Annotated in this window: 22 protein-coding genes and 2 riboswitches; of the genes, 9 read left to right on the top strand and 13 right to left on the bottom strand. The window is 66.8% G+C overall.

From position 1 onward, the window contains the following. Positions 1 to 24: 24 nt before the first annotated feature. From WHX56_RS29665 to WHX56_RS29610, 12 genes are all read right to left on the bottom strand, one after another. The gene (locus tag WHX56_RS29665; RefSeq protein WP_129242611.1) at positions 25 to 288 is read right to left on the bottom strand and encodes a hypothetical protein; all 264 of its coding nucleotides are present in this window, start codon (positions 286 to 288) and stop codon (positions 25 to 27) included. 62 nt (positions 289 to 350) lie between these two features. After that, positions 351 to 1,868 (bottom strand): thymidine phosphorylase family protein, encoded by a 1,518-nt coding sequence (locus WHX56_RS29660; RefSeq protein ID WP_244235107.1) that lies wholly within the window; start codon positions 1,866 to 1,868, stop codon positions 351 to 353. Further along, positions 1,865 to 3,223 (bottom strand): MBL fold metallo-hydrolase, encoded by a 1,359-nt coding sequence (locus tag WHX56_RS29655; protein ID WP_338879756.1) that lies wholly within the window; start codon positions 3,221 to 3,223, stop codon positions 1,865 to 1,867. Before WHX56_RS29655 ends, WHX56_RS29660 begins: the two co-directional genes overlap by 4 nt. A 17-nt stretch (positions 3,224 to 3,240) precedes the next feature. Then, on the bottom strand, positions 3,241 to 5,607 hold the full coding sequence (locus WHX56_RS29650) for a xylulose 5-phosphate 3-epimerase (protein WP_338879755.1): 2,367 nt from the start codon (positions 5,605 to 5,607) through the stop codon (positions 3,241 to 3,243). Continuing rightward, complete coding sequence (locus WHX56_RS29645) at positions 5,604 to 6,521, bottom strand: ribose-phosphate pyrophosphokinase (protein WP_287755552.1); 918 nt, start codon at positions 6,519 to 6,521, stop codon at positions 5,604 to 5,606. Before WHX56_RS29645 ends, WHX56_RS29650 begins: the two co-directional genes overlap by 4 nt. Before the next feature lie 231 nt (positions 6,522 to 6,752). Then, entirely contained in the window at positions 6,753 to 7,970 is a 1,218-nt protein-coding gene (locus WHX56_RS29640; RefSeq protein ID WP_338879754.1) for an MFS transporter, read from the bottom strand. Between the two features lie 25 nt (positions 7,971 to 7,995). Continuing rightward, positions 7,996 to 8,616 (bottom strand): histidine phosphatase family protein, encoded by a 621-nt coding sequence (locus WHX56_RS29635; protein WP_338879753.1) that lies wholly within the window; start codon positions 8,614 to 8,616, stop codon positions 7,996 to 7,998. A gap of 67 nt (positions 8,617 to 8,683) precedes the next feature. Beyond that, positions 8,684 to 8,968, bottom strand: coding sequence for a hypothetical protein (locus WHX56_RS29630; RefSeq protein ID WP_338879752.1), 285 nt, complete (start codon positions 8,966 to 8,968; stop codon positions 8,684 to 8,686). A gap of 13 nt (positions 8,969 to 8,981) precedes the next feature. Continuing rightward, on the bottom strand, positions 8,982 to 9,302 hold the full coding sequence (locus WHX56_RS29625; protein ID WP_129242604.1) for a DUF190 domain-containing protein: 321 nt from the start codon (positions 9,300 to 9,302) through the stop codon (positions 8,982 to 8,984). Positions 9,303 to 9,325: 23 nt separating this feature from the next. Next, positions 9,326 to 9,712 (bottom strand): fluoride efflux transporter CrcB, encoded by a 387-nt coding sequence (gene crcB / locus WHX56_RS29620; RefSeq protein WP_129242603.1) that lies wholly within the window; start codon positions 9,710 to 9,712, stop codon positions 9,326 to 9,328. A gap of 11 nt (positions 9,713 to 9,723) precedes the next feature. Beyond that, complete coding sequence (locus WHX56_RS29615; RefSeq protein WP_129242602.1) at positions 9,724 to 10,086, bottom strand: DUF190 domain-containing protein; 363 nt, start codon at positions 10,084 to 10,086, stop codon at positions 9,724 to 9,726. Between the two features lie 13 nt (positions 10,087 to 10,099). Next, positions 10,100 to 11,419 (bottom strand): voltage-gated chloride channel family protein, encoded by a 1,320-nt coding sequence (locus tag WHX56_RS29610; protein WP_338879750.1) that lies wholly within the window; start codon positions 11,417 to 11,419, stop codon positions 10,100 to 10,102. Between the two features lie 83 nt (positions 11,420 to 11,502). After that, positions 11,503 to 11,576: riboswitch (Fluoride riboswitch) on the bottom strand. A gap of 83 nt (positions 11,577 to 11,659) precedes the next feature. Continuing rightward, positions 11,660 to 11,727, top strand: a riboswitch (Fluoride riboswitch). A gap of 70 nt (positions 11,728 to 11,797) precedes the next feature. Here WHX56_RS29610 and WHX56_RS29605 point away from each other — a divergent pair. Both WHX56_RS29605 and WHX56_RS29600 read left to right on the top strand, forming a co-directional pair. Next, positions 11,798 to 13,420 carry a MutS-related protein gene (locus WHX56_RS29605; RefSeq protein WP_338879749.1) on the top strand — a complete coding sequence of 541 codons (1,623 nt, stop codon included), beginning with the start codon at positions 11,798 to 11,800 and terminating at the stop codon, positions 13,418 to 13,420. After that, the gene (locus WHX56_RS29600) at positions 13,417 to 14,991 is read left to right on the top strand and encodes a MutS-related protein (protein WP_338879748.1); all 1,575 of its coding nucleotides are present in this window, start codon (positions 13,417 to 13,419) and stop codon (positions 14,989 to 14,991) included. Before WHX56_RS29605 ends, WHX56_RS29600 begins: the two co-directional genes overlap by 4 nt. Positions 14,992 to 15,004: 13 nt before the next feature. Here the strand turns inward: WHX56_RS29600 and WHX56_RS29595 are convergent, their stop codons facing one another. Further along, positions 15,005 to 15,334, bottom strand: coding sequence for a DUF190 domain-containing protein (locus WHX56_RS29595; protein WP_338879747.1), 330 nt, complete (start codon positions 15,332 to 15,334; stop codon positions 15,005 to 15,007). 290 nt (positions 15,335 to 15,624) lie between these two features. On the opposite strand from WHX56_RS29595, the gene WHX56_RS29590 reads away from it, so the two are divergent. From WHX56_RS29590 to WHX56_RS29560, 7 genes are all read left to right on the top strand, one after another. Further along, entirely contained in the window at positions 15,625 to 17,802 is a 2,178-nt protein-coding gene (locus WHX56_RS29590) for a TonB-dependent receptor (protein WP_338879746.1), read from the top strand. 97 nt (positions 17,803 to 17,899) lie between these two features. After that, a complete protein-coding gene (locus tag WHX56_RS29585; RefSeq protein ID WP_338879745.1) occupies positions 17,900 to 18,187 on the top strand; it encodes a hypothetical protein in 288 nt (95 codons plus the stop codon). Continuing rightward, positions 18,174 to 18,464 (top strand): hypothetical protein, encoded by a 291-nt coding sequence (locus WHX56_RS29580; RefSeq protein WP_338879744.1) that lies wholly within the window; start codon positions 18,174 to 18,176, stop codon positions 18,462 to 18,464. Before WHX56_RS29585 ends, WHX56_RS29580 begins: the two co-directional genes overlap by 14 nt. A gap of 15 nt (positions 18,465 to 18,479) precedes the next feature. Further along, on the top strand, positions 18,480 to 20,102 hold the full coding sequence (locus tag WHX56_RS29575; protein WP_338879743.1) for a PepSY-associated TM helix domain-containing protein: 1,623 nt from the start codon (positions 18,480 to 18,482) through the stop codon (positions 20,100 to 20,102). A gap of 184 nt (positions 20,103 to 20,286) precedes the next feature. Further along, positions 20,287 to 20,757: a type III secretion system chaperone gene (locus WHX56_RS29570; RefSeq protein WP_129242593.1), complete on the top strand. Its 471-nt coding sequence runs from the start codon at positions 20,287 to 20,289 to the stop codon at positions 20,755 to 20,757. 10 nt (positions 20,758 to 20,767) lie between these two features. Continuing rightward, entirely contained in the window at positions 20,768 to 23,515 is a 2,748-nt protein-coding gene (locus tag WHX56_RS29565; protein WP_338879742.1) for a hypothetical protein, read from the top strand. A gap of 24 nt (positions 23,516 to 23,539) precedes the next feature. After that, positions 23,540 to 24,127, top strand: coding sequence for a hypothetical protein (locus WHX56_RS29560; RefSeq protein WP_338879741.1), 588 nt, complete (start codon positions 23,540 to 23,542; stop codon positions 24,125 to 24,127). The last annotated feature ends 65 nt before the right edge of the window (positions 24,128 to 24,192 follow it).

The following is a 24,192-nucleotide window of genomic DNA, read 5'->3' as shown; positions in this document are numbered from 1 at the left end:
CGTCGCGGGAGGGCGCGAGCCGCGCTAGAAGCGCGGATTCTTGCCGAAGGGCACTTCGTCCTCCGTCGGCTTTTCGAACGCGGCGGTATCGCCGTTCAGGTCGGCGACGTGGATCTGCGCGAGGCGCGTCGCCTCTTCGATCGCGATCTGCGCCGAAGGGAAACGCTCATCCACGGCGATCCGCTCTTCGGCCGCGCCGGCCGGGGGAACGAGCGTGTAGCCGATGCGCCAAGCGCCGTTCTCATGGACCGGATGCTCAATCTGGAAATCCCACTTTGCCTGTTCCATGGTGCCTCCTGTCGACAATACATGCTACCGCGGTCGATGTGGCCCCTAAAAACCGCGCGCCCTCAGGCTTCGATGGTCATGATGTCGCCCGCGTGGCGCGCATATTCCAGCGCATAGGCCATTTCGCTGCGGGTCTGGGCATGCAGGAAGAGCCAGGGCTGTCCGCGCGCGACTTCATCGCCCAGCCGCGCATGCAGCGACACGCCGGCGGCGGGCCGTTCCGGCGCGCCGGCCAGCTTGGCAAGCCGCGATAGCTTGCGGTTGTCGATGTGGGTCACGCGGCCGGCATGCCGCGTGTACAGGGGTTCGACGTGCGCGGCCTTTGGCGGCTCGCGCAGCCCGCCCTGGGCCGCGCAGATGCGCTGGAATTTCTCCCAGGCCCGGCCGCTTTCCAGCGTTTTCAGGGCCAGTTCGACGCCCAGCCCCGGCGCTGCCGCGCCGCCCACTTCCAGCACGGCGCCGGCCACCAGCGCGGCGCGCTCGCGCAGGTCTTGCGGCTGGTCGGCGTCGTTGCGCAGGACGGCCAGCACGTCGAGGGCTTCCAGCGCCGGGCCGATGCCCCGGCCGACCGGCTGGCTGCCGTCGGTGAACAGGCAGCGCAAGGTCAGGCCGAAGCGGGAGGCGGTCTCGGTTAGATGGCCGGCGAGGCGCTCGGCGGCCTCGTGGCTGCGGATCTTGGCGGTGGGGCCCACCGGGATGTCGATCACCACGTGCGTGGCGCCCGCGGCGATCTTCTTGGACAGCACCGAGGCGATCAACTGGCCTTCGGTGTCGATGTCGAGTTCGCGCTCCACGCGCACGAAAATGTCGTCGGCCGGACTCAGGCGCATGGCGCCGCCCCAGGCGACGCAGCCGCCTTCGGTCTCGACGACTTTCTGCAGTTGTTCCATGCCCAGTTCCACCGGGGCCAGCATCTCCATGGTGTCGGCGGTGCCGGCCGGCGAGGTGATCGCGCGCGACGAGGTCTTGGGCATGACCAGGCCGTTGGCCGCGGCGATGGCGACCGCGAGCGGGGTGGTGCGGTTGCCGGGAAGCCCGCCCACGCAGTGCTTGTCCACGACGACGGGGGCGTTCCAGCGCAGGCGGTCGCCGACGTCGACCATGGCGCGCGTCAGGAAGATGGTTTCGTCGAGGCTCAGCGGTAGCGTGGCCGTGGCGGTCAGGAAGGCCGACAGGTGCACGTCCGTATAACGGCCGTGCACCACGTCCCGCACGATCGCCGCAAGATCCTCCTCGCCCAGGCGGCGGCCGTAGATGCGCTGGCGCACCCCGGCCAGGGATTCGAGCACCGGAGGGTGCCTGACGTTCACGCTGTCGCCGTCGTGTATGCCCAGCGCGTCCCAGGCTTCTTCCGATAGCGCCACTTCGTCGGGCGCGAGCAGATCGCTGTCGATTTGGTAGAGCTGGGCCTGGACTTCGTGGCCGTCCGAAACGATAAGGACCTGAGAACGGGAGGACAGGCCTTCGGAGCGGCAGACGTGGCAGTCGGCGCGCATCAGCGCGATGGGCTGATGCTGCGCGTGCAGGCGCATGCGCGTGGCGCGCAGGGCGGGCGGCTTGAGTTCCGGAATGCTGCTCAAAGCTCGTGCTCCTGGCCTTGCAGCGGCACGGTGGCATGCCAGTTGAGTTCGCGCCCGATGCGTTCGCGCAGGGCCTCGGAGGCCTCCGGCTCGCCATGGACGATGAAGACCCGCCGGGGCGCCTCCTGAAAGCCCGAAAGCCAGCGCATGAGTTCGTCGCTGTCGGCGTGGGCCGACAGCATGGGCAGTTCGGTGACTTCGGCGTTGATCGGCGTCCACTGTCCGTAGATCTTGGTTTCGGTGGCGCCGTCGAGCAGCTTGCGCCCGCGCGTGCCGGCGGCCTGGAAGCCCGAGAACAGCAGCGTATTGCGGTGGTCGGTGCCGAAGGCGGCGATGTGGTGCAGCACCCGGCCGCCGGTCGCCATGCCGCTGGCCGAGATGATGACCTTGGGGTAGCGGTTGGCCGACAGCGCCTTGGATTCCTCGACGTCGCGCACGTAGGTCACGGCGGAGCAGGCGGCCTCGCAGTCGCGCGAAGAGAGCTTGTGTTCGTCGGCGTGCCGATGCAGCAGTTCGGTGGCGCTGGTCGCCATGGGGCTGTCGAGATAGACGGGGACGTTCTGCAGCCGGCCCGCCTGGCGCAGCTTCCAGAGCGCGTAGATCAAGGTCTGCGCCCGGCCCACGGCAAAGGCGGGAATGACGACGGTGCCGCCGCGCTGCACGGTGCGGTCGATGACCGCGCCCAGGGCTTCAACGGGATCGGCGGGGTCGTGGCGCCGGTTGCCGTAGGTGGATTCGATGACGATGTAATCGGCTTGCCGGATGGCTTCGGGGTCGTGCAGCACCGGGTCGTTGTAGCGGCCCAGATCGCCGGAGAAGACCACGCGCATGCCCGCGATATCGATCTGCGCGGTGGTCGCGCCCAGGATGTGGCCGGCGCGGCGCAGCGTCAGCTTCGCGCCGCCGGGCAAGGCGGTTTCCTGGTGCAGCGCGACGTCGGAAAAGCGCGCCATCGCGCGTTCGGCGTCGACGACGCGGTAGAGCGGCAGCGCCGGCTTGTGTTTGGAGTAGCCCTTGCGGTTGGCGAAGTCCGCGTCTTTTTCCTGAAGGCTGGCGCTGTCCAGCAGGATCAGTTCGGCGACATCGCGGGTGGCGGGCGTGGCGTGGATCTTGCCCTTGAATCCGTCGATGACCAGCCGCGGAAGATAGCCGCAATGATCGAGATGGGCGTGGGTGAGCACCACCGCGTCGATGTCGGCCGGCGACAGGGGGAGGCGCTGCCAATTGAGTTCACGCAGGTTCTTCAGGCCCTGGAACAGGCCGCAGTCGATCAGCAGGCGCGTGTCTCCGTGGGTCAGGAGGTGTTTGGATCCGGTAACGGTGCCGGCGCCGCCAAGGCAGGTCAGTGAGAGCATGGTTTCCTTGTGGAGCGTCAAGATTGAGAAACGAGCAGGTCGGCGGGGTCGCCCTGGCCGTCGACGGCGCGAAGCCGGGCCGGGTCCAGCACCTCCTCGCGGCGCCAGCCCGCCACGGCGGCGGCGGTAGCGACCGCGTGCGCCCAGGTGCAGCGGTTGGCAAACAGCATGCCGGGCACGTCCAGGGTGCCGCCCCGGCTGATATAGCCCAGCGCCCGGGTGCGGGCGGGGCCGTCGTCCAGCCGGCGCAGGACGCCCAGCATGGGTTCGGGGCGCGTGTGGCAAAGCAGCACGCGCGGCAGGCCTGGCGGGAAGAGCGCGTGCACGGCGTCGTCGGGCAGGACGAACGCGGATTCGAGTTCGTCGCGCGGGATGCGCAGGCGCCCGGGTTCCAGCACCGCGGTCACGCAGCATTCGTGGCCGAGGCGGGCCAGATGCGCGCGCGCCTTCAGGGCCTCTTCGAGTTGATAGGCGCCGATGGCGACGAATTGCAGCGCGCTGGCCGACGGGGCTCCCGCGATGTGCGCCGCGCCGCGTTCGACGAGCGCCTGGGCGGCGTCCGCGTCGAAGCGTTGCGCGCCGTCGCGCTTGGAAACGACCACGCAAGCCACCTGCGCGCGCTGCGCATAGACGGCCCGCAGCGCGGCCGCGGCGCTATTGCCGTCCACCGGGAAGAGCACGCGAGACGTATCGGACATCTCGCCCAGCAAGGCCTCGCCGATGGTGGGATCCTGGTGCGATTGTTCGTTCTTGGCGTTCTCCCAGGTGTGGGAGGTGACCACCAGGGGCACCGACAGCCAGCCCGGCGATTGCCCGAGTTCCTTCTGGCGGCGCGCGAAGATGATCTCCTGGCGCAACAGGCCCAGCATCTTCACCGCGAAGGCCTCATAGCTGACGATGAGATTCAGGCCGGCCTTGTTCGCAAGCGCGGCGGCGGCCACGGCCTCTTCGTTCAGGGCCGTGATGACGGAGCCATGCAGCGCCTCCGGAACGCCGGCTTCCGGATGGTTGACGCGATGCTCGAGCAGGGCCAGCGTGCCGCCCATTTTGTTGCTGGCCAGTTCGTCCGGATTGCCGATGCGCACGCGCAGCCGGGGATTGGCCCGCACCAGTTCCACGAACCAGCGGTCCAGCGCGGCCATGGCGCTGCCCTGGCTGCCGGGGGCTTCCCAGGCGGGCGTGGGCAGCGCGGGCGCGTCCGGGTGCCGGTGCGCCATGGGATGTCCGCTTTCGCGGGGCCGCCCCTGGGCGCCGTGGTTGGCGAGCGTGGCGATGGCCGCGTCCAGTTCCGGCGCGGGCACGAAGAGCCTGCGCGCGCTGCCGTTGAAGGCATCGCGGGCTTCGCGGTCGGTGCCCGGATTGCCGCCCAAAGGCAGGTTGTGCGCGGCATTGGTGCCGGCGCCGGGAAAGCCGAAGCCTTTTTCGGTCTCGGCGATGACGTAGGGCAGCCGGGCGGGATACTGGAAGTCCGCCGCCGCCAGGCTCGCGGCCAGCCTTTCTTCGGCCTCGAGGATGGCCCAGGCGATGGCCGAGGGGTCGCGGCCGTCGACGACGAGCGGGTCGAAGCCATTGTGCCGCAGGTCCTCGGCCAGCCAGTGCGCGCCGCCTTCCTGGACGATCTGGGTGCGCTGTTCGATGCGCCGGCCATTGAGAATCATGACGGGAACGGCCTGGCCGCAATCCTCGGCCCGCCACCAGCGCGTGGCCCAGTCGGACCCGCGCTGTTCTTCGAAGGCGCCGTCGCTCAGGAACGCCACCAGGCCTTCGCCGGGCAGGGGCATGTGCACGTACTGCAGGCCGGCGAAGCCCAGATAGCCGCCTTCGGAGACGGCGCCCGCCGTGTTGGGGCCCGCGTGGCTGCCCAGCGGAACGGCGGGCTGCCCCCGGGCGTCGATGGCGTAAGAGTAGAAGTCCGAGATCAGGCGTCCCAGCCCGGCCTCGCTGCGGTCGTAGCGGCCGAGCTGGGCCGCGGAGACGTCCCCGGTCAGGGCGTTGACGGCCTCGATGGCGGCCACGCAGTGGCCCTGGCCCATCAGCCAGCCGCGGGTCTTGCCCGTCAGCGCATTGGCCAGCAAGTAGGCGACGAAGGCGGGAACCATGTTCAGCGACCCGCCCGTATGGCCTTCCGGATTGGGCTTGAAGTCCTCGGCCGACAGCGGCGCGCCGGTCAGGTCGATGCGGCGGGCGTAAGTCATGTGCGCCACCACGTTCATGGCCGCGCAACTCAGGCGGTCGGCGGCCGCCAGCATGGCGTAGGCGGTGTCGGCGCTGGAAATGCGGCCGCCGGCCGCCAGGCGGTGCACCAGCGCGTCCACGCGGGTAACCGTGTCGGCACGGTGCTGGATGGGGCCGTGGCCGGAGTGCCAATGCTCGCGGAGCGTCATCGCGGGGTTCCTTTGAGGTCGGAGGAGCAATCGCGCAGGCCGCGCAAGAGCGCATCGGCCAGCAGCGGCGCGAGTTCGATGCGATTGCTGGGATGGGGCACCGTGTCCGTGGACACGACGCGTTCAAAGCAGGCGGATACCTGGGCCCAGGCATCGTCGGCGAACAGGGCATGCACGACCACGCATTGCGGCGGCTTCATGTCCATTCCGGCGAGCTTTTCGGCCGCCGCCACCAGCGTGCGGCCGGAAGAGGCGATGTCGTCGACCAGCACCGGCGTGCGGTCTTGCCACCGGGCCAGGTCGGGCACGTCGATGTCGACCTGGCGGTCGCCGCGGCGGATCTTGCGCAGCACGGCATGCGGCGCCCCGATGCGCGCGGCGATGGATCCGGCCCATTGCTCGCTTTCTTCGTCCGGGCCGATGATCAGCGGCGCCGGCACATTGGCGGCTATCCAGCCGGCCAGAAGCGGCGCGGCATGCAGCGTGGCCGTGGGAATCGAGTAGAGCGCCGATAGCGCCGGATGGCGGTGCAAATGCGGATCGACGGTCAGCAGCCGGTCGAAGGTCGAGGAAACCAGGCGGGCAAACGACAGCGAACTCACGCTTTCGCCCGCCTGGAAGCGCCGGTCCTGGCGCATGTAGGCAAGATACGGCGCCACCAGGTTGACTTCGGTGGCGCCGAGGTCGCGCGCCGCGTCGGCCGCGAAGACCAGGCCGAGAAAACCGGGGTCGGGCCGGGCCAGGGTGCAAACGATGTCCACGGCGCGCCCTTGCGGGTCGCCATGCAGGCGGACATAGCTTTCGCCGTCCGGGAAGCGGCGGGTCTCCACCGACCCGGGTTCGCCCCCGCACAAGGCGGCAAGCCGCGTCGCGAATCCCTCATTGCCGGGCAGCGGGAGGATCAGTCTTTGCATGAATGCCGGGTCCGTCCTGTTCGGGAGTGGGAGGCCGAAGAGGCCGCTGGCGGCCCCGCGCGGCACTGAGGGGCCGCGGCATTCCGATTATGGCGCAAGGGACCGGGCTTGGCTGGATTTCGCTCGGATCAAACCTTGAAGTAACGCAAACGTTTTGCGTTCAGGCGCGATCCGCGCCCAGGGGGCGAGGGCCTCCTGTCCGGGCGGCAATTGCCGCGCCTCGTCGAGCGCCTAGCCCGTACCGCCGCGGGAGCGGCCGCCGGCCGCCGTTACGAAGACAAAGAACGGAACGGCCAGGAGCTGGGTCATTACGCAGAAAGCGATAACGGCGTTGACCGACTGTTCGTAGATCAACCCGACCGCGGCGCTGCCCAGGAACCAGAAGATGCCGTAGGCGCCCGTAAAAAGGCCAAAGGCCCCCGCGCGCCGGTTGGAAGGAACCATCGGGCTCAGGGCGGCGGGAATGATGGATTCATGCACGCCCATGCCCATTCCCCAGATTGCCGCTCCGGCCAGCGCCGCTTCAAAGTTGCCCAGGAAGACGAGGGGAGCGAAAAGGGAACTCAATATCGTCAACGCGATCAGGACGGCGAATCCGTAGCGGTCGAAGAGCCGGCCGAACAAAAGCGAAGAGGCGCCGCTCACGGCCATGGCGACGGCGTAGAAGACCGGAATCCAGGAGAGGGGAACGGTGCCGCTGCGAGTGAAGTGGTAGGCCAGCAGCGGATAGTCCACGAACCCCGACGCGATCAGGCAGGCCCCGGCCAGGTAGGGCCAGTACCCGGGGGCATAGCGGCCGGCATGGGAGGGGAGGCCGTCGGGGTCTTCCAGTTCTTCCGGGCGGGGATACAGGCGGCGAGCCAAGCCCAGGAAGGCCAGGTTGAGCGCCGCGGGAATCGCCAGCACGGCGAACGCATGCCGGTAATCCGCCTGGTACGCCAGTACCCCCGCCATCGCCAGCGGACCCAGCATCGCGCCCAACTGGTCGCAGGCTTCGTGGACGCCAAAGGTCCAGCCATAGCCGCCCATGTGGCGCGCCGCGCGCGAGAGCATCGCATCGCGCGGGGGACTGCGGATTGCCCTGCCGGTGCGCTCCAGGACGATGAGGACGGCGGCTTCCTGCCAATTGTCGGCCAGCGCCAGCGCCGGGACTGAAGCCATCTGGATGACATAGCCCGCGATCGCGATCGGCCAGAACTTTCCCGAGAAGTCCGCAAACCTGCCGGAGAAGAACCGCAGGCCGTAACCGGCGCATTCTCCGAGCCCGGAAATGGCGCCGATCGCGAAAGCGCTTGCCTGCATCGAACCCAGGAACGGCCCCAGAATGCTGCGGGATCCTTCGTGCGTCATGTCCGAAAAGAAACTCAGCAGCCCGATGAGCAGCACGAAGCGCACGGCCCTGCCACGCTGCGTCGCGGCGGGCGGGCGCGTCTTCGATGAGGGAAACATAGGGCTTTCGCGCTCCGCCGCGGGCCTAGGGGCCGATGTCGATCAGGTGATGGGTTTCGTTGATGCGCGATAGCGAGCATCCTTGCGCGTCGAGGTGGAGTTCGTTGACGCAGCACGGGTCCTGCCGGATGCGCCAGTACTGCGACAGCGGCAGGCCCAGCGCATGCAGCAGGATCACGCGATTGATGCTGTCGTGCCCGACCAGGACGACCTGGCCGTCGGGGTGCTCGTCGAGCATTTTCCGCAGGACGGCCGTGGACCGGACCAGCACCATGGCGAGGGTTTCGCCCGAGGGAATCGCCGTCATGTCCGGATGCTCGAACCAGCGCTTGAATGCCTGGAGCCAACGCTTTTCAACCTCCTGGTGGGTAAGCCCTTGCCATTGCCCGTAGTCGGTGTCGATCAGGTCGGGAAGCGTCTGCACGGCGCCGCCGGCCGCTTTCGCGATGGCCTGCGCCGTGTGCTGGCAGCGCGACAGGGGACTGGCGTAGATCGCCGAAGGCGTCCAGCTACGCGCGATCCGCGCGCCCAGGGCCGCGGCCTGCCGCTGCCCCAGATCGGACAAAGGCAGTTCCGCCCGGCCGCGGAATCGCTCCGGGGCGATCCAATCGACGTGGCCGTGGCGTGTCAGGATGATGTGTGTCATGGCTCGCGTGCTCCACAGGTAAAAGAGGTTCAAAAAGCGGCTTTCGGCGCGTGCCGCAAGGCGCCCGTCAACGAGGCGCGCCGCGCGGCCGGAGTTTTATCCAGAGCAGGAGGTTGGCCAGGATGCATGCCCAGATGGCGCCCGTCAGCAGGCCCCACGCGCCGATGAGCCATTCGTTGCCTTCATACGGAAGCGCCGACAGCATTCCCCAAATGGGCATCAGCAACAGGTTGGCGGCTGTCCAACGAAGCAGGCGCTTCAGCGCCTCGACGCGGACCGCCTGGCGTTCCGGCTCGGTTTGCGCGTTGCGCGCCCGCAGCGCGAGGGGGCGTCGTGTTTTCGGCATGTTCATTGGCTGTCCCGTCTCAGTCCGCTGAGCCTGTGCGTCCGTATTCGACCGGCGTCTTCACGAAAAAGACGTCGATGCCCTCGCTGCGGATGGCGTCGAGCACCCTTGCGCAGGTGGCTTCGTCCACGGCCGCCATGACGCCGACAGGCTGGTCGGCGAGTTCGAAGAAATGCGCGGAGTGGAAGCGGCCGTCATGGCCGAAGCTCTCGCCGGCGCCGAACAGCGTGCCGCCCAGGGCGCCATGCTCCTTCGCGAGTTTGAGCAGCCATTCGGCCAGGGATTCCTTGCCGTGGCGCCGATCCTGCTGGGTGTAGAACGTCAGTTGGTATCCTTTCATGGCGCGTATTCCTGGGATGAAGGTCAGTTCGTGGATCGCATCGCGGAAATCGTGGCGATGCCAAGCAGGGTCATGGCGAGCGAGCCGCCCACGTGCGTGGCGATCGCCGCCGCCAGCCACCCGAGGCGCCCTTGCTGCAGCAAGGAGGCCAGTTCTCCGGAAAAGGTGGAAAAGGTCGTCAATCCGCCGCAGAAGCCCGTGACGATGAAGAGCCGCCATTGCGGCGAGAGCCCCGGGTGGCCGCCGAAGTAGCTGATCGCCAGGCCGATGATGTAGCCGCCCAGGAGATTGGCGATCAGGGTGCCGGGAGGAATGGATGGGAGCAGCGCATTGAACGCGTTTCCCAGCCACCACCGCAGCAGGGCGCCCAGGGCCGCTCCTGTCGAAATCGCGATGAATGTGGCAACCATCGGGGTTCCTCTCAGCCGGCCTGGCGGTTGGGAATCAGCGGGATCTCGCACTTGAGCAGCACCGCGCGGACTTTATGCAGTTCGGCCGCGTGGTCGTGGAGAAACTTGCGCAGGGCGGACTCGCTGTCGATCAGCTCGACGCATTGCGGGTGTCTCATGCTGGTGACTTCGGGGTGATGGTGGGTGAGCTTTTCTCCCTTCAGGTATCCCGATTGGATGGGGTGGAGCACGGCTTGCTGGATGCCGGAGCGCCGGGCGGCGTTGATCAGGTGATGGGCCAGCGCGGGCGCGCTCAGGCGATGCCAGAAGCGTGTCGCCGAGGCGCGGGCCGAAATCGGAAAGTACAGGCGCAATGCGGTCGTGTCGGTGGTCATTCTGTGTGGGGTCCTAGGCTTGTTTCCCGGGGTTGGCGGCCATCGATTCCTGGCGCAACTGCTTGCGATAGGCGCCCAGTTCCGATATCCGCATGCCTTCCGGCACGACGCGATGCTTGGAGTGGCCGACGCGCTGAGCGTGATAGATCCCGCTATGGCCGGAGAACAGATAGGCCGCGATGCAGGCGATGGCGGCGAACGGCGCGATCTCCGGGCCGAACAGTTCGATCGCCATGACGATGGTGGCGATGGGCGTGTTGGCGGCACCGGCCAAGACGGCGACGAATCCCAGGCCCGCGAGCATCGAGAACGGCAGGTGCAATAGCGGGGCCAGCGCATTGCCGAACGTCGCGCCGATGTAGAAGAGCGGGGTCACTTCGCCGCCCTTGAACCCGGTTCCCAGCGAAGCCACCGTGAACAGCAGCTTGCCCGCGAAATCCCACGGCGCGACCGGCTGCTGGAAGGCCTGCACGATCGAGGGAATGCCCAGGCCGATGTAGCGGTAGCCATCCAGGGCCCAGACGGCCGTGGCGATGACGGCGCCGCCGATGAACGGCCGCAGCGGCGCATATGGGACGCGCCGCTTCATGAACGCGCCGACGGCATGCGCGCTGTTGGCGAAGACCATGCCGATCAAGCCGAAAAGAATGCCGGCGGCGACCACGCTCAGCACGCTCACCAGGCCCAGCGGCGCGACTTCCAGCACCGCGTAGTGGGTGTGGTGTATGCCCAGAAGGACGCCGATCCGGTCCGCGGCGATGGCGGCGACGACGCAGGGAAAGAGGGCGTCGTAGCGCATGCGGCCGATGGCCAGGACCTCCAGCCCGAAGAGGGCGCCGGCCAGCGGCGTGCCGAACACCGAGGAGAAGCCGGCGGCGATCCCCGCCATGAGAACGATCCGGCGGTCTTCCGGACGCATTCTCAGGATATGGGTCAACTGGTCGGCCAGCGCGCCGCCCATTTGCACCGCGGTTCCTTCGCGCCCGACGGAGGCGCCGAACAGGTGCGAGATCACCGTGCCGCCGAGGACCATGGGAACCATGCGCAGCGGTATGACTTTCTTCGGATCGTGGATTTCGTCGATGATCAGGTTATTGCCCGCCTCGACGGGCCGGCCCATGCGCAGGTAGCACCAGCCGACGATAAAACCGGCGATGGGCAGCAGCCAGATCAGGGCGGGGTTCGCTTCGCGGGTGGACGTGGCCCAATCGAGCGCATGCAGGAACAGCGCGGACGCGGCGCCGGCCAGGCATGCGACGATGAAGGAAAGGACCAGCCATTTGCCGATGTACGGCAGGAGGTCCAGTTGTTCTAGGCGTGTGTTGCGCGGCATGGAGTTCAGGGTCTGAGGGAAAAATCCCCTGATCCGCGCAGCCATAGGACGCAAAAAATGCCTACAGCCCCGGCGGGAACCAGGGATCTGTAGGCATCATCAGCCGCGGTGAGAAGATTGCGGCGGTTAGCGGAGGAATGCCATCTCCGACGAACGCGCAAATCTTAGCAGCCGGGATCGGCGGGCGCAAGCAGGCGCGCGCGGCGCATTGGGGTAGCCATGGGGCGATTTGGCCGATACACTGGACGCGGAGATGGCATTCCTCCGCTAACCGCCCGGCGCTCCGGGCTGATGATGCCTACGTGAATCTCGGCAGTCGAGGCGCGTAGGCTTTTTTGCGTCCTTTACCGCCGCCAATCGACCTTGCGGAGGGAAGGGATGGCGAGCCCAACCACCATTTCCGGTTTTAACGGCAAAGATCCGAAGGATGCCGTGCCGGCCGGCCCGTTGCCGGGGACCGTCCCGGAACTGAGCGTGTTGTTCACCGAGATGCCGCCAAGCATGGCGTTGACGGAAGCGGCACCGCCTCAACCCGATTATTTTGTCGACCTCAATCTCGACCAGGCGGTCGAGGCGATCCTGGCGGGCCGCGCCGAATACGGACTCGTCGGCCTGTTCCGCGAGCCGCTGGCGTCGCTGGATGCCGTCGCCTACCGCCACGAGGTGTTTCGCGATCTGGCGGACCACAAGGTCCAGGCGGCGGTGAGACTGTTCGCCGATGGCATGCGCGCCATGCGCAAGCAGCTCGGCCAGGCGAGGGCGCTGCATTACGCGTTGCAGCAGAAGCGCTGGCACCTGGAAGCGATGCAGACCTACTGCGCGGCGGTATCGGCACTGTCCCGGTCCTTGCTGGTTTCCGCCGTCCAGTCGCGCGCGCTGGTCGCATTCGGCAAGTTCCTCAATGGCTATGTGGAGTCTCCGGCCTTCGGCGCGATGGACGCCGGCGTAACCGCGCTGCTGGCGGAACTCGATTCGATCGGCTACAGCGTGATCGTGGACGGCGGGACGCTGCGCGTGCTCCGCTACGCGCAGGAGGACGACTACAGCCGGGTCATCGAGGCAACCTTCGAGAAGTTCCGCCAGGGCGAGGCGCGGGACCATCGCGTCGAGTTCCGCGAGTCCGCCGACATGAACCACATCGAAGCCAAGGTGCTGGAATTCGTTGCGCTGCTGAACCCCGGCCCTTTCCAGCGCATGGACGAGCTCTACGCGGCCCATCAGCGCTATCTGGACGCGACCGTCGCGACGTTCGACCGGGAGATCCAGTTCTACCTGGCCTACCTGGAGCACGTCGAGCAGTTCGCCCGGATCGACCGCCATTTCTGCTTTCCGGAGGTGAGCGATGCCGACAAGCGCATCCACGCGCGCGAGAGTTTCGACATCGCGCTGGGCCAGAAGCTGATGGCGGCGGGGCGGCGGGTGGTCTGCAACGATTTCGAACTGGAAGCCGGCCAGAGAATGATCGTCGTCTCCGGCCCCAACCAGGGCGGCAAGACGACATTCGCCAGGATGTTCGGCCAGTTGTTCCACCTGGCGGCACTGGGGTGCCCCGTTCCGGGGACCGGCGCGCGGTTGCTCTTGAGCGACCGGATCTTCACGCATTTCGAACGCCAGGAAGACATCGACAACCTGCGCGGCAAGCTCAAGGACGACCTGGTCAGGATCCACCAGATCCTGAGGAAGGCCAGTTCGCGCAGCGTGCTGGTCATGAACGAGATATTCACGTCCACCTCGCTGGCGGACGCGCTTTTCCTCAGCGAAAAGATCATGAAGGACGCCGACCGCCTGGATGTGATCGGCGTATGGGTCACGTTCATCGACGAACTTGCGTCGTACAGCGGCAAGGTCGTGAGCATGGTCAGTTCCGTGGACCCGCTGCGGGCCGGCACGCGCACCTTCAAGGTCGTCAGGGCGCCCGCCAGCGGGCGTTCGTACGCCATGTCCTTGGCGGAAAAGTACGGCCTTACCGCCGACGGGATCAGGGAGCGACTGCAATCATGAAAGTCTTTCTTATGTACCCGGATCGGGATTTCGACATGAACGCGGCGCCGCCGCTCAATGGCCGCGATTTGATGGATGACCTGGAACTGCATACCTTGGTGCAGGCCATGGCGGGCGACGACGAATTCCTGACGACCGTCGCGCGCGCGGCGCTCCTGGGTGCCGTGCGGTCCAGCAAGGAGACGATCGAGCACCGGCAGGCGGTGCTGCGCGACGCGCTGGCCCATGCCGACGTCGTCAAGCAGTTGTACCAGCTTTCCATCGACGCCCTCGAATCGAAGAAGAAGAGCTATTGGGGCATCGGGCTGCATTACCCCCTGGCCATCCTGCACGGCTCGATGGAGGTGATAGAACTCCTCATCCCCATGCTGCGCCAATTGCGCGACACGGCACAGCGGGTGGAATCCGGATTCTCGTCCGAAGGGTGGAAACGGCTGTTCGCGATGCTGCGCGACGAACTGGACGAAGGCTATATCGAGGAGGTCCAGGGCCACCTGAAGACGCTGAAGTTCCGCGGCGGCATCCTGATGAGCGCGCATCTGGGCCAGGGCAACCGCGGCGCCGGCTATGTGCTGCGCACGCCCTTGCGGGACGAGCGCAATTGGCTGGCGCGCCTGTTCGGAAAGAAGCCCGAGATGTACCAGTACACGCTGCCTCCGCGCGACGAGAACGGCGCGAGGGCCTTGTCGGAACTGGCCGACAGGGGCTTGAACCTGGTGGCCAACGCGCTGGCGCAATCGGCGGAGCACATCGCCAGCTTCTTCACCTTGCTGCGCGCCGAGCTGGCGTTCTACGTGTGTTGCATCGACTTGCGCGACAGGCTGTCTTCGCTGGGCGGGCCGGTCTGCTTTCCCAAGGCCGCCGGATCGGGGGCGCGCGAGCACCGCTTCAATGAACTGTACGACGTGTGCCTGGCGCTGAAGATGCGGAAGAAAGTGGTGTCCAACACGCTGGATGCCGGGGAAAGCCGCCTGATGGTCGTGACCGGCGCCAACCAGGGAGGAAAGTCGTCGTTCCTGCGCAGCATCGGCCTGGCCCAGTTGATGATGCAGTGCGGCATGTTCGTGGGCGCGGAGTCCTTCTCCGCCAATCTGTGCGAGGGACTGTACACGCACTACAAGCGGGAAGAAGACACCACGATGGAGAGCGGAAAGTTCGACGAGGAATTGAAAAGAATGCGCGCCATCGTCGATGAAATCTCGCCGGACGCGATGGTGTTGTTCAACGAATCGTTCGCCTCGACGAACGAGCGGGAAGGCTCGGAGGTCGCGCGCATGATCGCCGACGCGCTGCTGGAGGGCGGCGTGAAGATTGCGTTCGTGACGCACCAGTACGCCCTTGCGCATCATCTCTATGCGCGCCGGGACCCGCGCGACCTGTTTCTGCGCGCCCAGCGGCTGTCCGACGGCACGCGCACTTTCAAGATGATGCCGGGAGAACCGGAGCAGACGAGCTATGGCGCCGACCTCTACGCCGAAATATTCGGTCCGCGGGAAAAGGAGCCAACGGCGGCGGCCGTGGCGGACGCCGCGCAAGCAGATGCCCGGGCCTCGGCCAACGGATCGGCTTGACAGCGGACCGCGCCTAGTTGGAGGCGGGATCGCCTATCGTCCCGAATTCCACGTGGCTTTTCGCATAGAAGAGGTGCAGGTCCGGCTCGCTGCGCAGGCGCTCCATCAGCGCATCGCATTCCTCCGCCGAGACGACCATGGTCACTTCAACGGGCTGGTCGGCCAGATCGAAAAAATGCGCGGAATGGAGGCGGTGATGGCTGCCCAGGCCCTCCTGGGCGCTGATCAGCGTGGCGCCGCGGATCTGCATCGATTTCGCCAGGGTCAGCAGCCATTGGCACAGTTGCTGATGGCCGTGCCGGCGCTCCTGCTGGGTGAAGAAGGTGAGCTGATATCCGTCCATGGAAGACTCCCGCAGAGTATGGCGTTCAGTCGGGACTGGCGGTCAGGGGGAGAAATGCCATCTCCCGCAAAAGCAGTGTACGCCCCGGAAACAGGCCATGCAGTGGAGTCTGGCCGCCCTGCGCCGTCCGTTCGTGCTTAGGCCATTTGTGCATATCGTCTCCCAAAATCCGGTTATTTCTGACAATTTCCTGAATTAGTGCCGCATTGACACGGTTTGGGCACTGGCCCCAAAATCATGTAATAGACATAAAAATCATTATCATTTACATGTACTTTTGGGGTGGGATCTTGGCAAAGAAAAGAGGAATTTCACTGGATTCACGCGCCTGGCGGCTTGCGCCGGGTCTTGTGCTGCCGCTGATGCTGCCCGTGTCCGGCGCATGGGCCCAGAATGCGGAATCGACGACGACGCTGCAGCCCGTGACGGTCACCGCGGGTTCGATAGCGGATGGCGAGCTTCCGCAGCCCTATGCCGGCGGACAGGTCTCGCAGGGCGCGCGGCTGGGCCTGATGGGCAACCAGGACGTCATGGATACGCCGTTCAACGTCACAAGCTATACCTCCGAGCTGATCCAGAACCAGCAGGCCCGGACGCTGGCCGACGTCATGGCCAACGATCCGTCGGTCAGGTTCACGACGTCGAGCGGGCACGCGTACGAGAATTTCCGTATCCGCGGTTTCGACGTCAACCAGAACGATGTGGCGATCAACGGCATGTACGGCCTGGCGCCCATGGGCCACGTCCCGGTGGAGTTCGTCGAGCGGGTCGAGATCCTCAAGGGGCCGAACGCCTTGTTCAGCGGCATGGCCCCCAGCGGCGCGGTGGGCGGCACGGTGAACCTGGTGCCCAAGCGCGCGGGCGACACGCCCAATGCGACATTCGGCGTGAATTGGCAGGCCGACGGACAACTGGGCACGACGATCGACGCCGGCCGGCGCTTCGGCGCCGGCAACCAGTGGGGGGCCCGGATCAATGGCGCTTTCAGCGACGGCGCCACGACGCTGGACGGCCAATCCAAGAAGCGCGAGTTCCTGTCCGCCGGCCTGGATTATCGCGGCAGCGCCCTGACGGCATCGCTGGACGCCTACCACAGCCAGGAATCGTTCAAGGGCGGGACCCCCGCCATGTTCTGGTTCGGCGGGTCCGTCGTTCCCGAAGCGCCCGATCCCCGCATCAATCAGTTCAGCACCGGATATGGCAGCATCCAGAGCAATGCGGTGGTCGGACGCGTCGAATACCGCTTCAACGACAACGTGTCGGCGTTCGCGGGACTGGGCAGGCGCGACAGCCACCAGTCCGGGCTCATCAACGGCACCCACGCGCGGCAGATCGACGCCGACGGCAATTTCACGGGATCGATCGTCGGCCAGCGCGCTTATTCCGACAGCACGACGGCCGAGGGAGGCTTGCGCACCCGCTTCAAGACGGGCAGCGTCGGGCACGAACTCGTTCTGCAAGCCTCCATCCTGGACACGGAAGACGGCTCGGCCACGGGCCCGGCGTCGATGTTCCGGTCCAATATCTACGACCCGATTGCGCCCGTCATGCCGCCGGTGCCGGGCGATGCGCCCAAGACGAGCGAGAGCACGCTTTCCAGCCTGGCGCTGGTCGACACCATGTCCTTCTTCGATGACGCGTTGCGCCTGACCGCGGGACTGCGCAACCAGCGCGTGAAGACCAAGAACTTCGACAAGACGGGCAATGTGACTTCCCGCTACGACGAGGACGCCGTGACGCCGGCGGTGGCCGTGGTCGTCAAACCGTGGGGGCCGGATGTCTCGCTGTACGCGAACTACGTGCAGGGCCTGAGCAAGGGCGACAGCGTTACGGACACCACGGCGGCCAACTTCGGGCAGGTCTTCGCGCCGTACAAGACCGAACAGAAGGAACTGGGCGTGAAATGGAACGCCGGCACCTTTGCCAATACCCTGGCCCTGTTCGAAGTCACCAAGCCCACTCTCGTCACCGAGGGCGCGCCAGCCAGCCCGACGTACGCGGACGGCGGCGAAAAGCGCATCCGCGGCGTCGAGTGGAACACGTTCGGCGAATTGACCCGCGAAGTCCGCGTGCTTGGCGGGGTGACTTATACGCAAGGCAAGCAGACCAAGACGTCCTTCGGCCGGTACGACGGCAACACGGCCGTCGGGGCGCCTCGCTGGCAGGCGAATCTCGGCCTGGAATGGGACACCCCGTGGGTTCCCGGCCTGACGCTGAGCGGCCGGGTGCAGACGACCTCGAAGCAATACGCCGACGCGGCCAACAATCTGGAGATTCCGGGCTGGGGGCAATTGGATCTGGGCGCCCGCTACGCCGCGAAGGTCGGCGGGCGTGACGTCGTGCTGCGCCTGAACGTCAATAACGTATTCGACCGGCACTACTATGCGGGCATCTTCAGCGATACGACGCCGATCGCGACGCTGGGCCCCGCTCGCACCGTTACCGCATCCGTCAACGTGAGCTTCTGATCCGCTGCGGACGCGGGCCGGCCCTTCCCGGAATCTCCACGATTCCGGGAAGGGCCGCCGCGCTGGACTTCGGTTTCTATTTTCCCGCCAGGTGACCATGCAATTCCTGCACGCACTCAGTCTGACAGTCACATTCCTGGGCTGTTTCTGCATCTATCGCGCGTCTGCGAACCAGCGGTGGGCAAGCGCTCCCTGGCCGGCAGGGCCCGCCCGCGCCGCCGGCATCGTGTTGCTGGCGTTCGGCGGCTGGGGCTGCTTGCGCGCGTACTCGGCCGTCGCCGCCGTGTTCGTGTTCTGTACCGCCCTGATGCTGTTCTTCTGCCTCATTCCGTACCTCGGCGCGCTCGCCGGGATGCGCAGGAGCGATACGCATGAAGCGCGATAAGCCCGCTCCCATCCGGCGCGATTGGATATCCAAGAGCCTGGCCGGCGCGGTGCTGGGTTTCGCGCTTGCGCTGGGAGCCAGCGCGCTGCTCGCGGCGCTGACGGCGGACATGCCGTTGGCTACGCGCTCGCAGTTGGCCATGTGGCTCGTGCCGCCCGTCTGGCTGGGCGTTCTCGGCGGCGTCTACTTCTTCACCAGCGGGCTGCGCGCCTGGGGATGGCTGGGCGGGGCGTGCCTGGTGCTCTATGGCGGCCTGTTCCTTGCCGGCGCGCTCTGAGCGGGGACCGCGATCATGAGAGCCGACTACATACGCATTTATAAATCCGTCCATACCTGGACGGGCATCCTGGCCGGCATGGCGCTGTTCATCGCTTTCTATGCCGGCGCCTTGACGGTGTTCAAGGAACCGCTGGCCCGCTGGGCATCGCCGCGCACGGAGGCCGCGCACGTGCCGCTGGAAGCGGCGCCGGATCTTATCGCCCGAGTGCTGGCGGCGCGGCCGGAAGTGGCCAAGGGATTCAACATCCATCTGCAGGACGCGGAAAACGTCTCGGCGCGGATGGGCTGGGAAGTCCGGGATGCCGCGGCCGACGATCACGACGAATCGTCGGTGCGCCACTATGCCGCCTACCTGGACGCGGACGGCGAGGTCCGGATGGGGCAGTCGGCTCCCAGCGGGCTGACGTCGTTCATAGACGTGCTTCATCGCGTCGTGGGCCTGCCCGTCGACAACGATCCCAACCGCTGGATCATGGGCGTCATCGCGGCGCTGTACGCGCTTGCGCTGGTGTCCGGCGTCATCGTGCTGCTGCCTTCGCTGGTGAAGGACTTCTTCGCCTTGCGGACCGGCAAGAACCTGAAGCGCATGTGGCTGGACGCGCACAACGTCGTGGGCATCGTGTCCTTGCCGTTCCACATCGTCATGGCGCTCAGTTCGGTCGTGTTCGCGTACCACGACGGCATCTATGGCCTGCAGGACAGGCTGATGTATGGCGGCAAGCTGGAGTCGGTCTTCCAGCGGCCCGGCGGCGCCGCGCCGGGCGCGGCCGCCCGGGATCCGGCCGCCATGCTGGCGCCGCTGGAACTCGTGGCGCGAACGCGGGAACTGGCGCCCGGTTTCGAGCCGAGCACGCTGCAGTACCAGCAGGTCACCGGTCCGCGCGCCGTGGTGCGCGTATGGGGCAAGGACTCCGGCGCGGTGTCGCCGAGGGCGCGGGGCGGCTTCGTGGCGGTCGATCCGTATACGGGAAAAATCCTCAACCGCGACTACCTGCCCGGCGGGCAGGATACGCCGAATCTCTGGATCAGCAGCTTCTTCGCCCTGCACATGGCGTCTTTTGGCGGCGCGGCGGTGCAGTGGCTTTATTTCCTGCTCGGACTGGCGGGCGCGTGGCTGTTCTACAGCGGCAACCTGCTGTGGATCGAGACGCGCCGCAAGCGCGCCGACCGTAAGACGGGAGAGGTGCCGGCGCAGCGGCTGGACACCCGGCTGATGGCCTCGGCGACCGTCGGCGTGTGCCTGGGCTGCGTCTGCGGGATTTCATTGATGATGATCGCGTCCAAATGGCTGAACGGGCGTGTCGGAGACCTGGATGCCTGGCTGCACGGGCTTTACTACCTGGCCTTCTTCGCATGCGTGGCCTGGGCGTTCCTGCGTGGCGGCGCCAAGGCGGGCGTGCATCTGCTGTGGCTGGCTGCCGCCCTGACGCTGGCGATTCCAGCCACTTCGCTGGCGGGCGGCCTGTTTCCCGGGACGGGCCTGTGGGCGCACACTTCGGCCGCGGCGCTGGCGGTCGACGCGACGGCGTTGGCGGCCGCCCTGGGCTTCGCCTGGATGGCGAAGGCGGCGTCCAGGCGGATCGGCCAGGGCGCCTTGGACAGCGTGTGGGCGCCAGCCCCCCGCGGCACCTTCTGAGCGTGGCGGCGCCTGGCCGGGCGGCCGCCGATTACCCCTGGATTCCCCGGGTTTCCCCGTAGAAGGGAGGAGCCGGCGGTCGTGCGCCGGTCCGGGAACTTCCCGCCTGCCCCTGTTACTCAGGGTGCATCCAAACACGCGTTCGCTTCGATAGACGCAATCTTCAAGCGGGAGGAACCCCCTGATGTCCAAGCAAAACCTGCAAACACTTCTGCAACGCATCGGCCAGATGGCCGGCATCCCCGATTTGGCGCTGGACGACGGCGGCTACTGCCAGCTTCGCCTGGACGGCAAATTGGACATTTCCATCGAATTCCTCGAAGACGGCGAGCAGGCGGTCTTCACCGCGCGCTGCGGCGCATTCGGCGACCACAACCGCGCCGGCGTGCTGCAGCAGATCGCGGACGCCAATTTCTACTGGGTCGGTTCGGGCGGCGGCACCCTGTCGACCAACTCGCGGGAAGGCATGGTGTATCTGCAGTTCCGCGAGCCGACCACGCAGATGGACCAGGCCCGGCTGGAGAAGCTGTTGCAGGCGCTGGTCATGAACGCCGAGCGCTGGGCCGCCCGCCTGGCCGATCCCGCGCCGGCATCCTCGCCCGCGCCGGCGTCCGACACCCCGGCCGCTGGCGGCATGCTCGCCAACTGGGCCTGAGGAGCGCACCATGCCCGGCATCCAACTCGGCACTTTCGTTCATCAGGCCCAGACCGGCACCGACACGCGTTTCTCGCTCGGCGACCAGGGCGATCTGCAAGCTTCCGGCAAGCGCAACATCGGCAACATTTTCACCCGCGCCTGGGATTGCATAACGCGCAGCGACGCGCAGGTCGCGGCCAACAAGGCGGCCACCAGCAGCTTCGTCAGCGCTCTGCGCGAACAGTACGGCGACGAGATCGCCAACGTCATGTCGCGCGACCTGCACGCGCAACTGTCCAAGGGGCGGCCGCTGACCGGCTACCGCATCGAGCAGGTGGTAGCCAAGGCCGAGCGGATGAGCAACAACATCCAGGCGCAGAACCGCCAACTGCTCGACAACTGTCTGCCCGAGCTGACCGACTGGGTGGTGCGCGAGACGGGCGGCGATGCCCATCCCGGCGTGTTGAGCCGCGCGGAAACCGTGCAGGTGCTGCGCGAGGCGATCGAAGGATCCGACGCCTTCCAGCAGCATTCGTTCCTGAACGCGCTGCATCACGTGATGGACATGTTCGGCGAGGACGGCGAGGGCCAGGCCACGCAGGAGTTCCTCGGCCATTTCAAGGACACCGCCAAGCAGGCGCTGGAGCACGAGGTTTCGGCGCGCGTGATGCCGCGCAGCACCGAACTGCGCGACGCCAGCGGCGACAGCACGGTCGACCACTGTTTCGACAACCTGCCCGACGCCGAGCGAGGCAAGCTCAAGGAGATCGAAGCGTACTTCGGCGGCATCATCAAAGAGTCGCTGCGCATGGGCGGGGATATGTCGCCCTCGAAAGTCGGCAGCTACGTCGGCATGCACGAATATCTGGAAAGCAGCGTCGAACATCTGCAAGGGCTCGACACGAGCGCCATGGACGACACCGAGAAAGCCTATGTCGCCGCCATGCGCGACGACGCCGTCCACATGCAGGCGCTGATCAAGGACCGCCTGGGCCTGCAAGGCTTCACGCCCGATCAGATGCGCGCCCTGACCGACGTCAACCGCGAATCCGGCATGCTCGAAGAGGCCCTCGGCGAGAACAAGCTGCAGCGGATCGGGCAGGAATGGCAGGACCTGGAACGGCAGCTCGGCGATTCGCTGGAAATCCTGCGCGGCGTCCAGCCCGGCAACGAGGAGGCCGGGATGGCGCTGCAGTCCATCATCGGCCGCGGCGAACGCGCCCACTCGTTGGCGAGCGACCTTCCCGGCGCAATGCTGAAGGGCCTGAGCGGCGGCGACCTGGTGGCCTCGGACCACGACGCGCAAGACATCCTGGCCAGGCTGGGCGAAGACGGCTTCGACGGTCCGGACATCGCGTGGATGCATGCCCAGGGCATGAACGTGGGCGATACCGTCATGCGCTTCTCGCCGGAACAGATCCGGCTGCTCAAGACCCAGGGCCTGGGCATCGAACTGGGCCTGCAATACCTGGACAAGGGCGTGCCCATCCACGAGCGCACGCTGGTGGACGATTACCGCGATGAGTTGATCGTCGGCGAACCGCGGCCCCTGGGCGGCGGCCAGGTCAGCAAGCCTTACGACGTGACCTACGGACGCGACCGCATGGTCTACAAAGAGCCGCAGATCAACCCCGAAACCGGCGAGGAAAGCGGCTACGGCCCCTCGTCCAGGGTATTGGGCATCGACCCCAAGCAGCCGCAGATGACGGTGCGTAACGTCGCCACCCGGGTCGTCGACGAACTGCTGGGCTTCAACCTCGTGCCCGACACCCGGATCGGCGTCCTCGACGGCAAGCTGGGGCTGGTCATGGGCTACGCCGAGGGGATAGCGCCCCGCTACACCGTCGACGTGGACGATACGGCGCGGCAGTGGGGGCAGATCAACGCGGTCCTGAGCTACGAAAATCCCGATGTGCTGCAGTCCGTCAAGGACGGCGACCCGGAAACCATCAGTCTCCTCAAGGACCTGCTGTCGGTCAACGAGAGCCGCTACGAACTGGGCAATTTCGACGTCAGCGACAGCGAACAGGGCCAGCGCATCCTGCAGCTCGCCAAGGGCTCGCCGCAGGAGCAGGAAGAAGCCCAGGCGTTGCTTAGAGGCCTGCCCGGCAGGGTCGAGGACGGCCGCGTCATCCAGGAACTGCGCATTACCGCGATGCTGCAGCGGGGGGACCGGGACCTGAACTTCGACGATCCGGTCGTGCGGCGCGGCCTGGTGAAGCTGCAACTGCTGGACGCGCTCACCGCGCAGGGCGACCGGCACCAGGCCAACTACATCGTTACGCAGGATGCGCAAGGCCGCTACACCGGCGTCGTCGCCATCGACAACGACCAGGCCTTCGGCACCAGAATCGGCAACCCCAACGATCTGCTGCGCAGGGTTTCCGGGGGTGTGGTCACAGGGCCGGACGGCGTGAGGCGCACCGGGCTGCAAGGCCTGAACGGCGTGATGCTGCCTGGCGTGGTCGACCGCGACATGAAGGCCGCCTTCGACGCCCTCACCCCGGAGGGGTTGCGCGCCGAGCTGGCGGGCCTGTTGCCGGACCCGGAGATCGAGGTGGCTGTCCAGCGGCTCAACGTCATCAAGAGCCACCTGGAACAGCTCGAGCGCAACGGCATGGTCATCGACGCCGACGAATGGGGCAGCGACCTGGTCACGGCCACGCTGCAGGATACAAACAGCAGCTACGTGGCGCGCGACCGCCAATACATCAATCAGTTGCGCGAGGAAGAAGACCTGGAACGGGAGATCCCGGAACGCCAGGCTTCGCTTTGACCTGCCAGACGCCAAGGACACATCATGGACACTTCCAACACGCCATTCGGCGCCGACGCCCTCGACGCGGCCCGATCGCTCTACCAAGGCGAGGGCCTGGCCCTGCCGCCCGTGCCGGCCGCGCTGGCGCCGCATCTGCGCCAGGTCGGCGCGACCGCCTACGCGAGCCGCGATCTCGACTGGACGCTATACGACTTCGACCATTTCCTGGATGAACTGCAGTCCGGCAAGGCGGTCGAGCCCTACGTGGCTTTCGGCCTGTCCGGCCACGGCCTGGCCTTGCAGGCGGCGCATTACTACGCCGTCACCGACCGTTGCGCCGTGCTGTTCCAGATGCGCTGGGGCACACCGATGAACCGGCCCGAGCAGGACCGCCAGCGCCACGACGCCGCCCTGTCGTTCGCGCAGAAGCTGCAGGCCGCCGCCGACGCGCGGGCAACGTCCGGCAAATCGCCCTCGGGCCAGCGCATTGTGGCGGCCGAAAGCAGTTTCCACGGCTCGCGCTGGGCCTGGCTGCCGGCGGACGCGGCGCCGGCGAGCCAGCCCGCCTGGCACGCCAGCCGAGGCGGCGCGATCGTGGATGCCCTGGTCGCGCTGAAGCAACTCGGCTGAACCGGCCGCGCGCCGTAATAGTTGTGGTCTAGCTGATGGACGAGTAGTACTTCTTGTCCGTCAGT

Source organism: Achromobacter veterisilvae (genome assembly GCF_037619525.1).
In the GTDB taxonomy this organism is placed as follows: domain Bacteria; phylum Pseudomonadota; class Gammaproteobacteria; order Burkholderiales; family Burkholderiaceae_B; genus Achromobacter; species Achromobacter veterisilvae.
The sequence above is the reverse complement of the archived record's forward strand: the minus strand, read 5'-3'. Positions and strand labels throughout refer to the sequence as shown.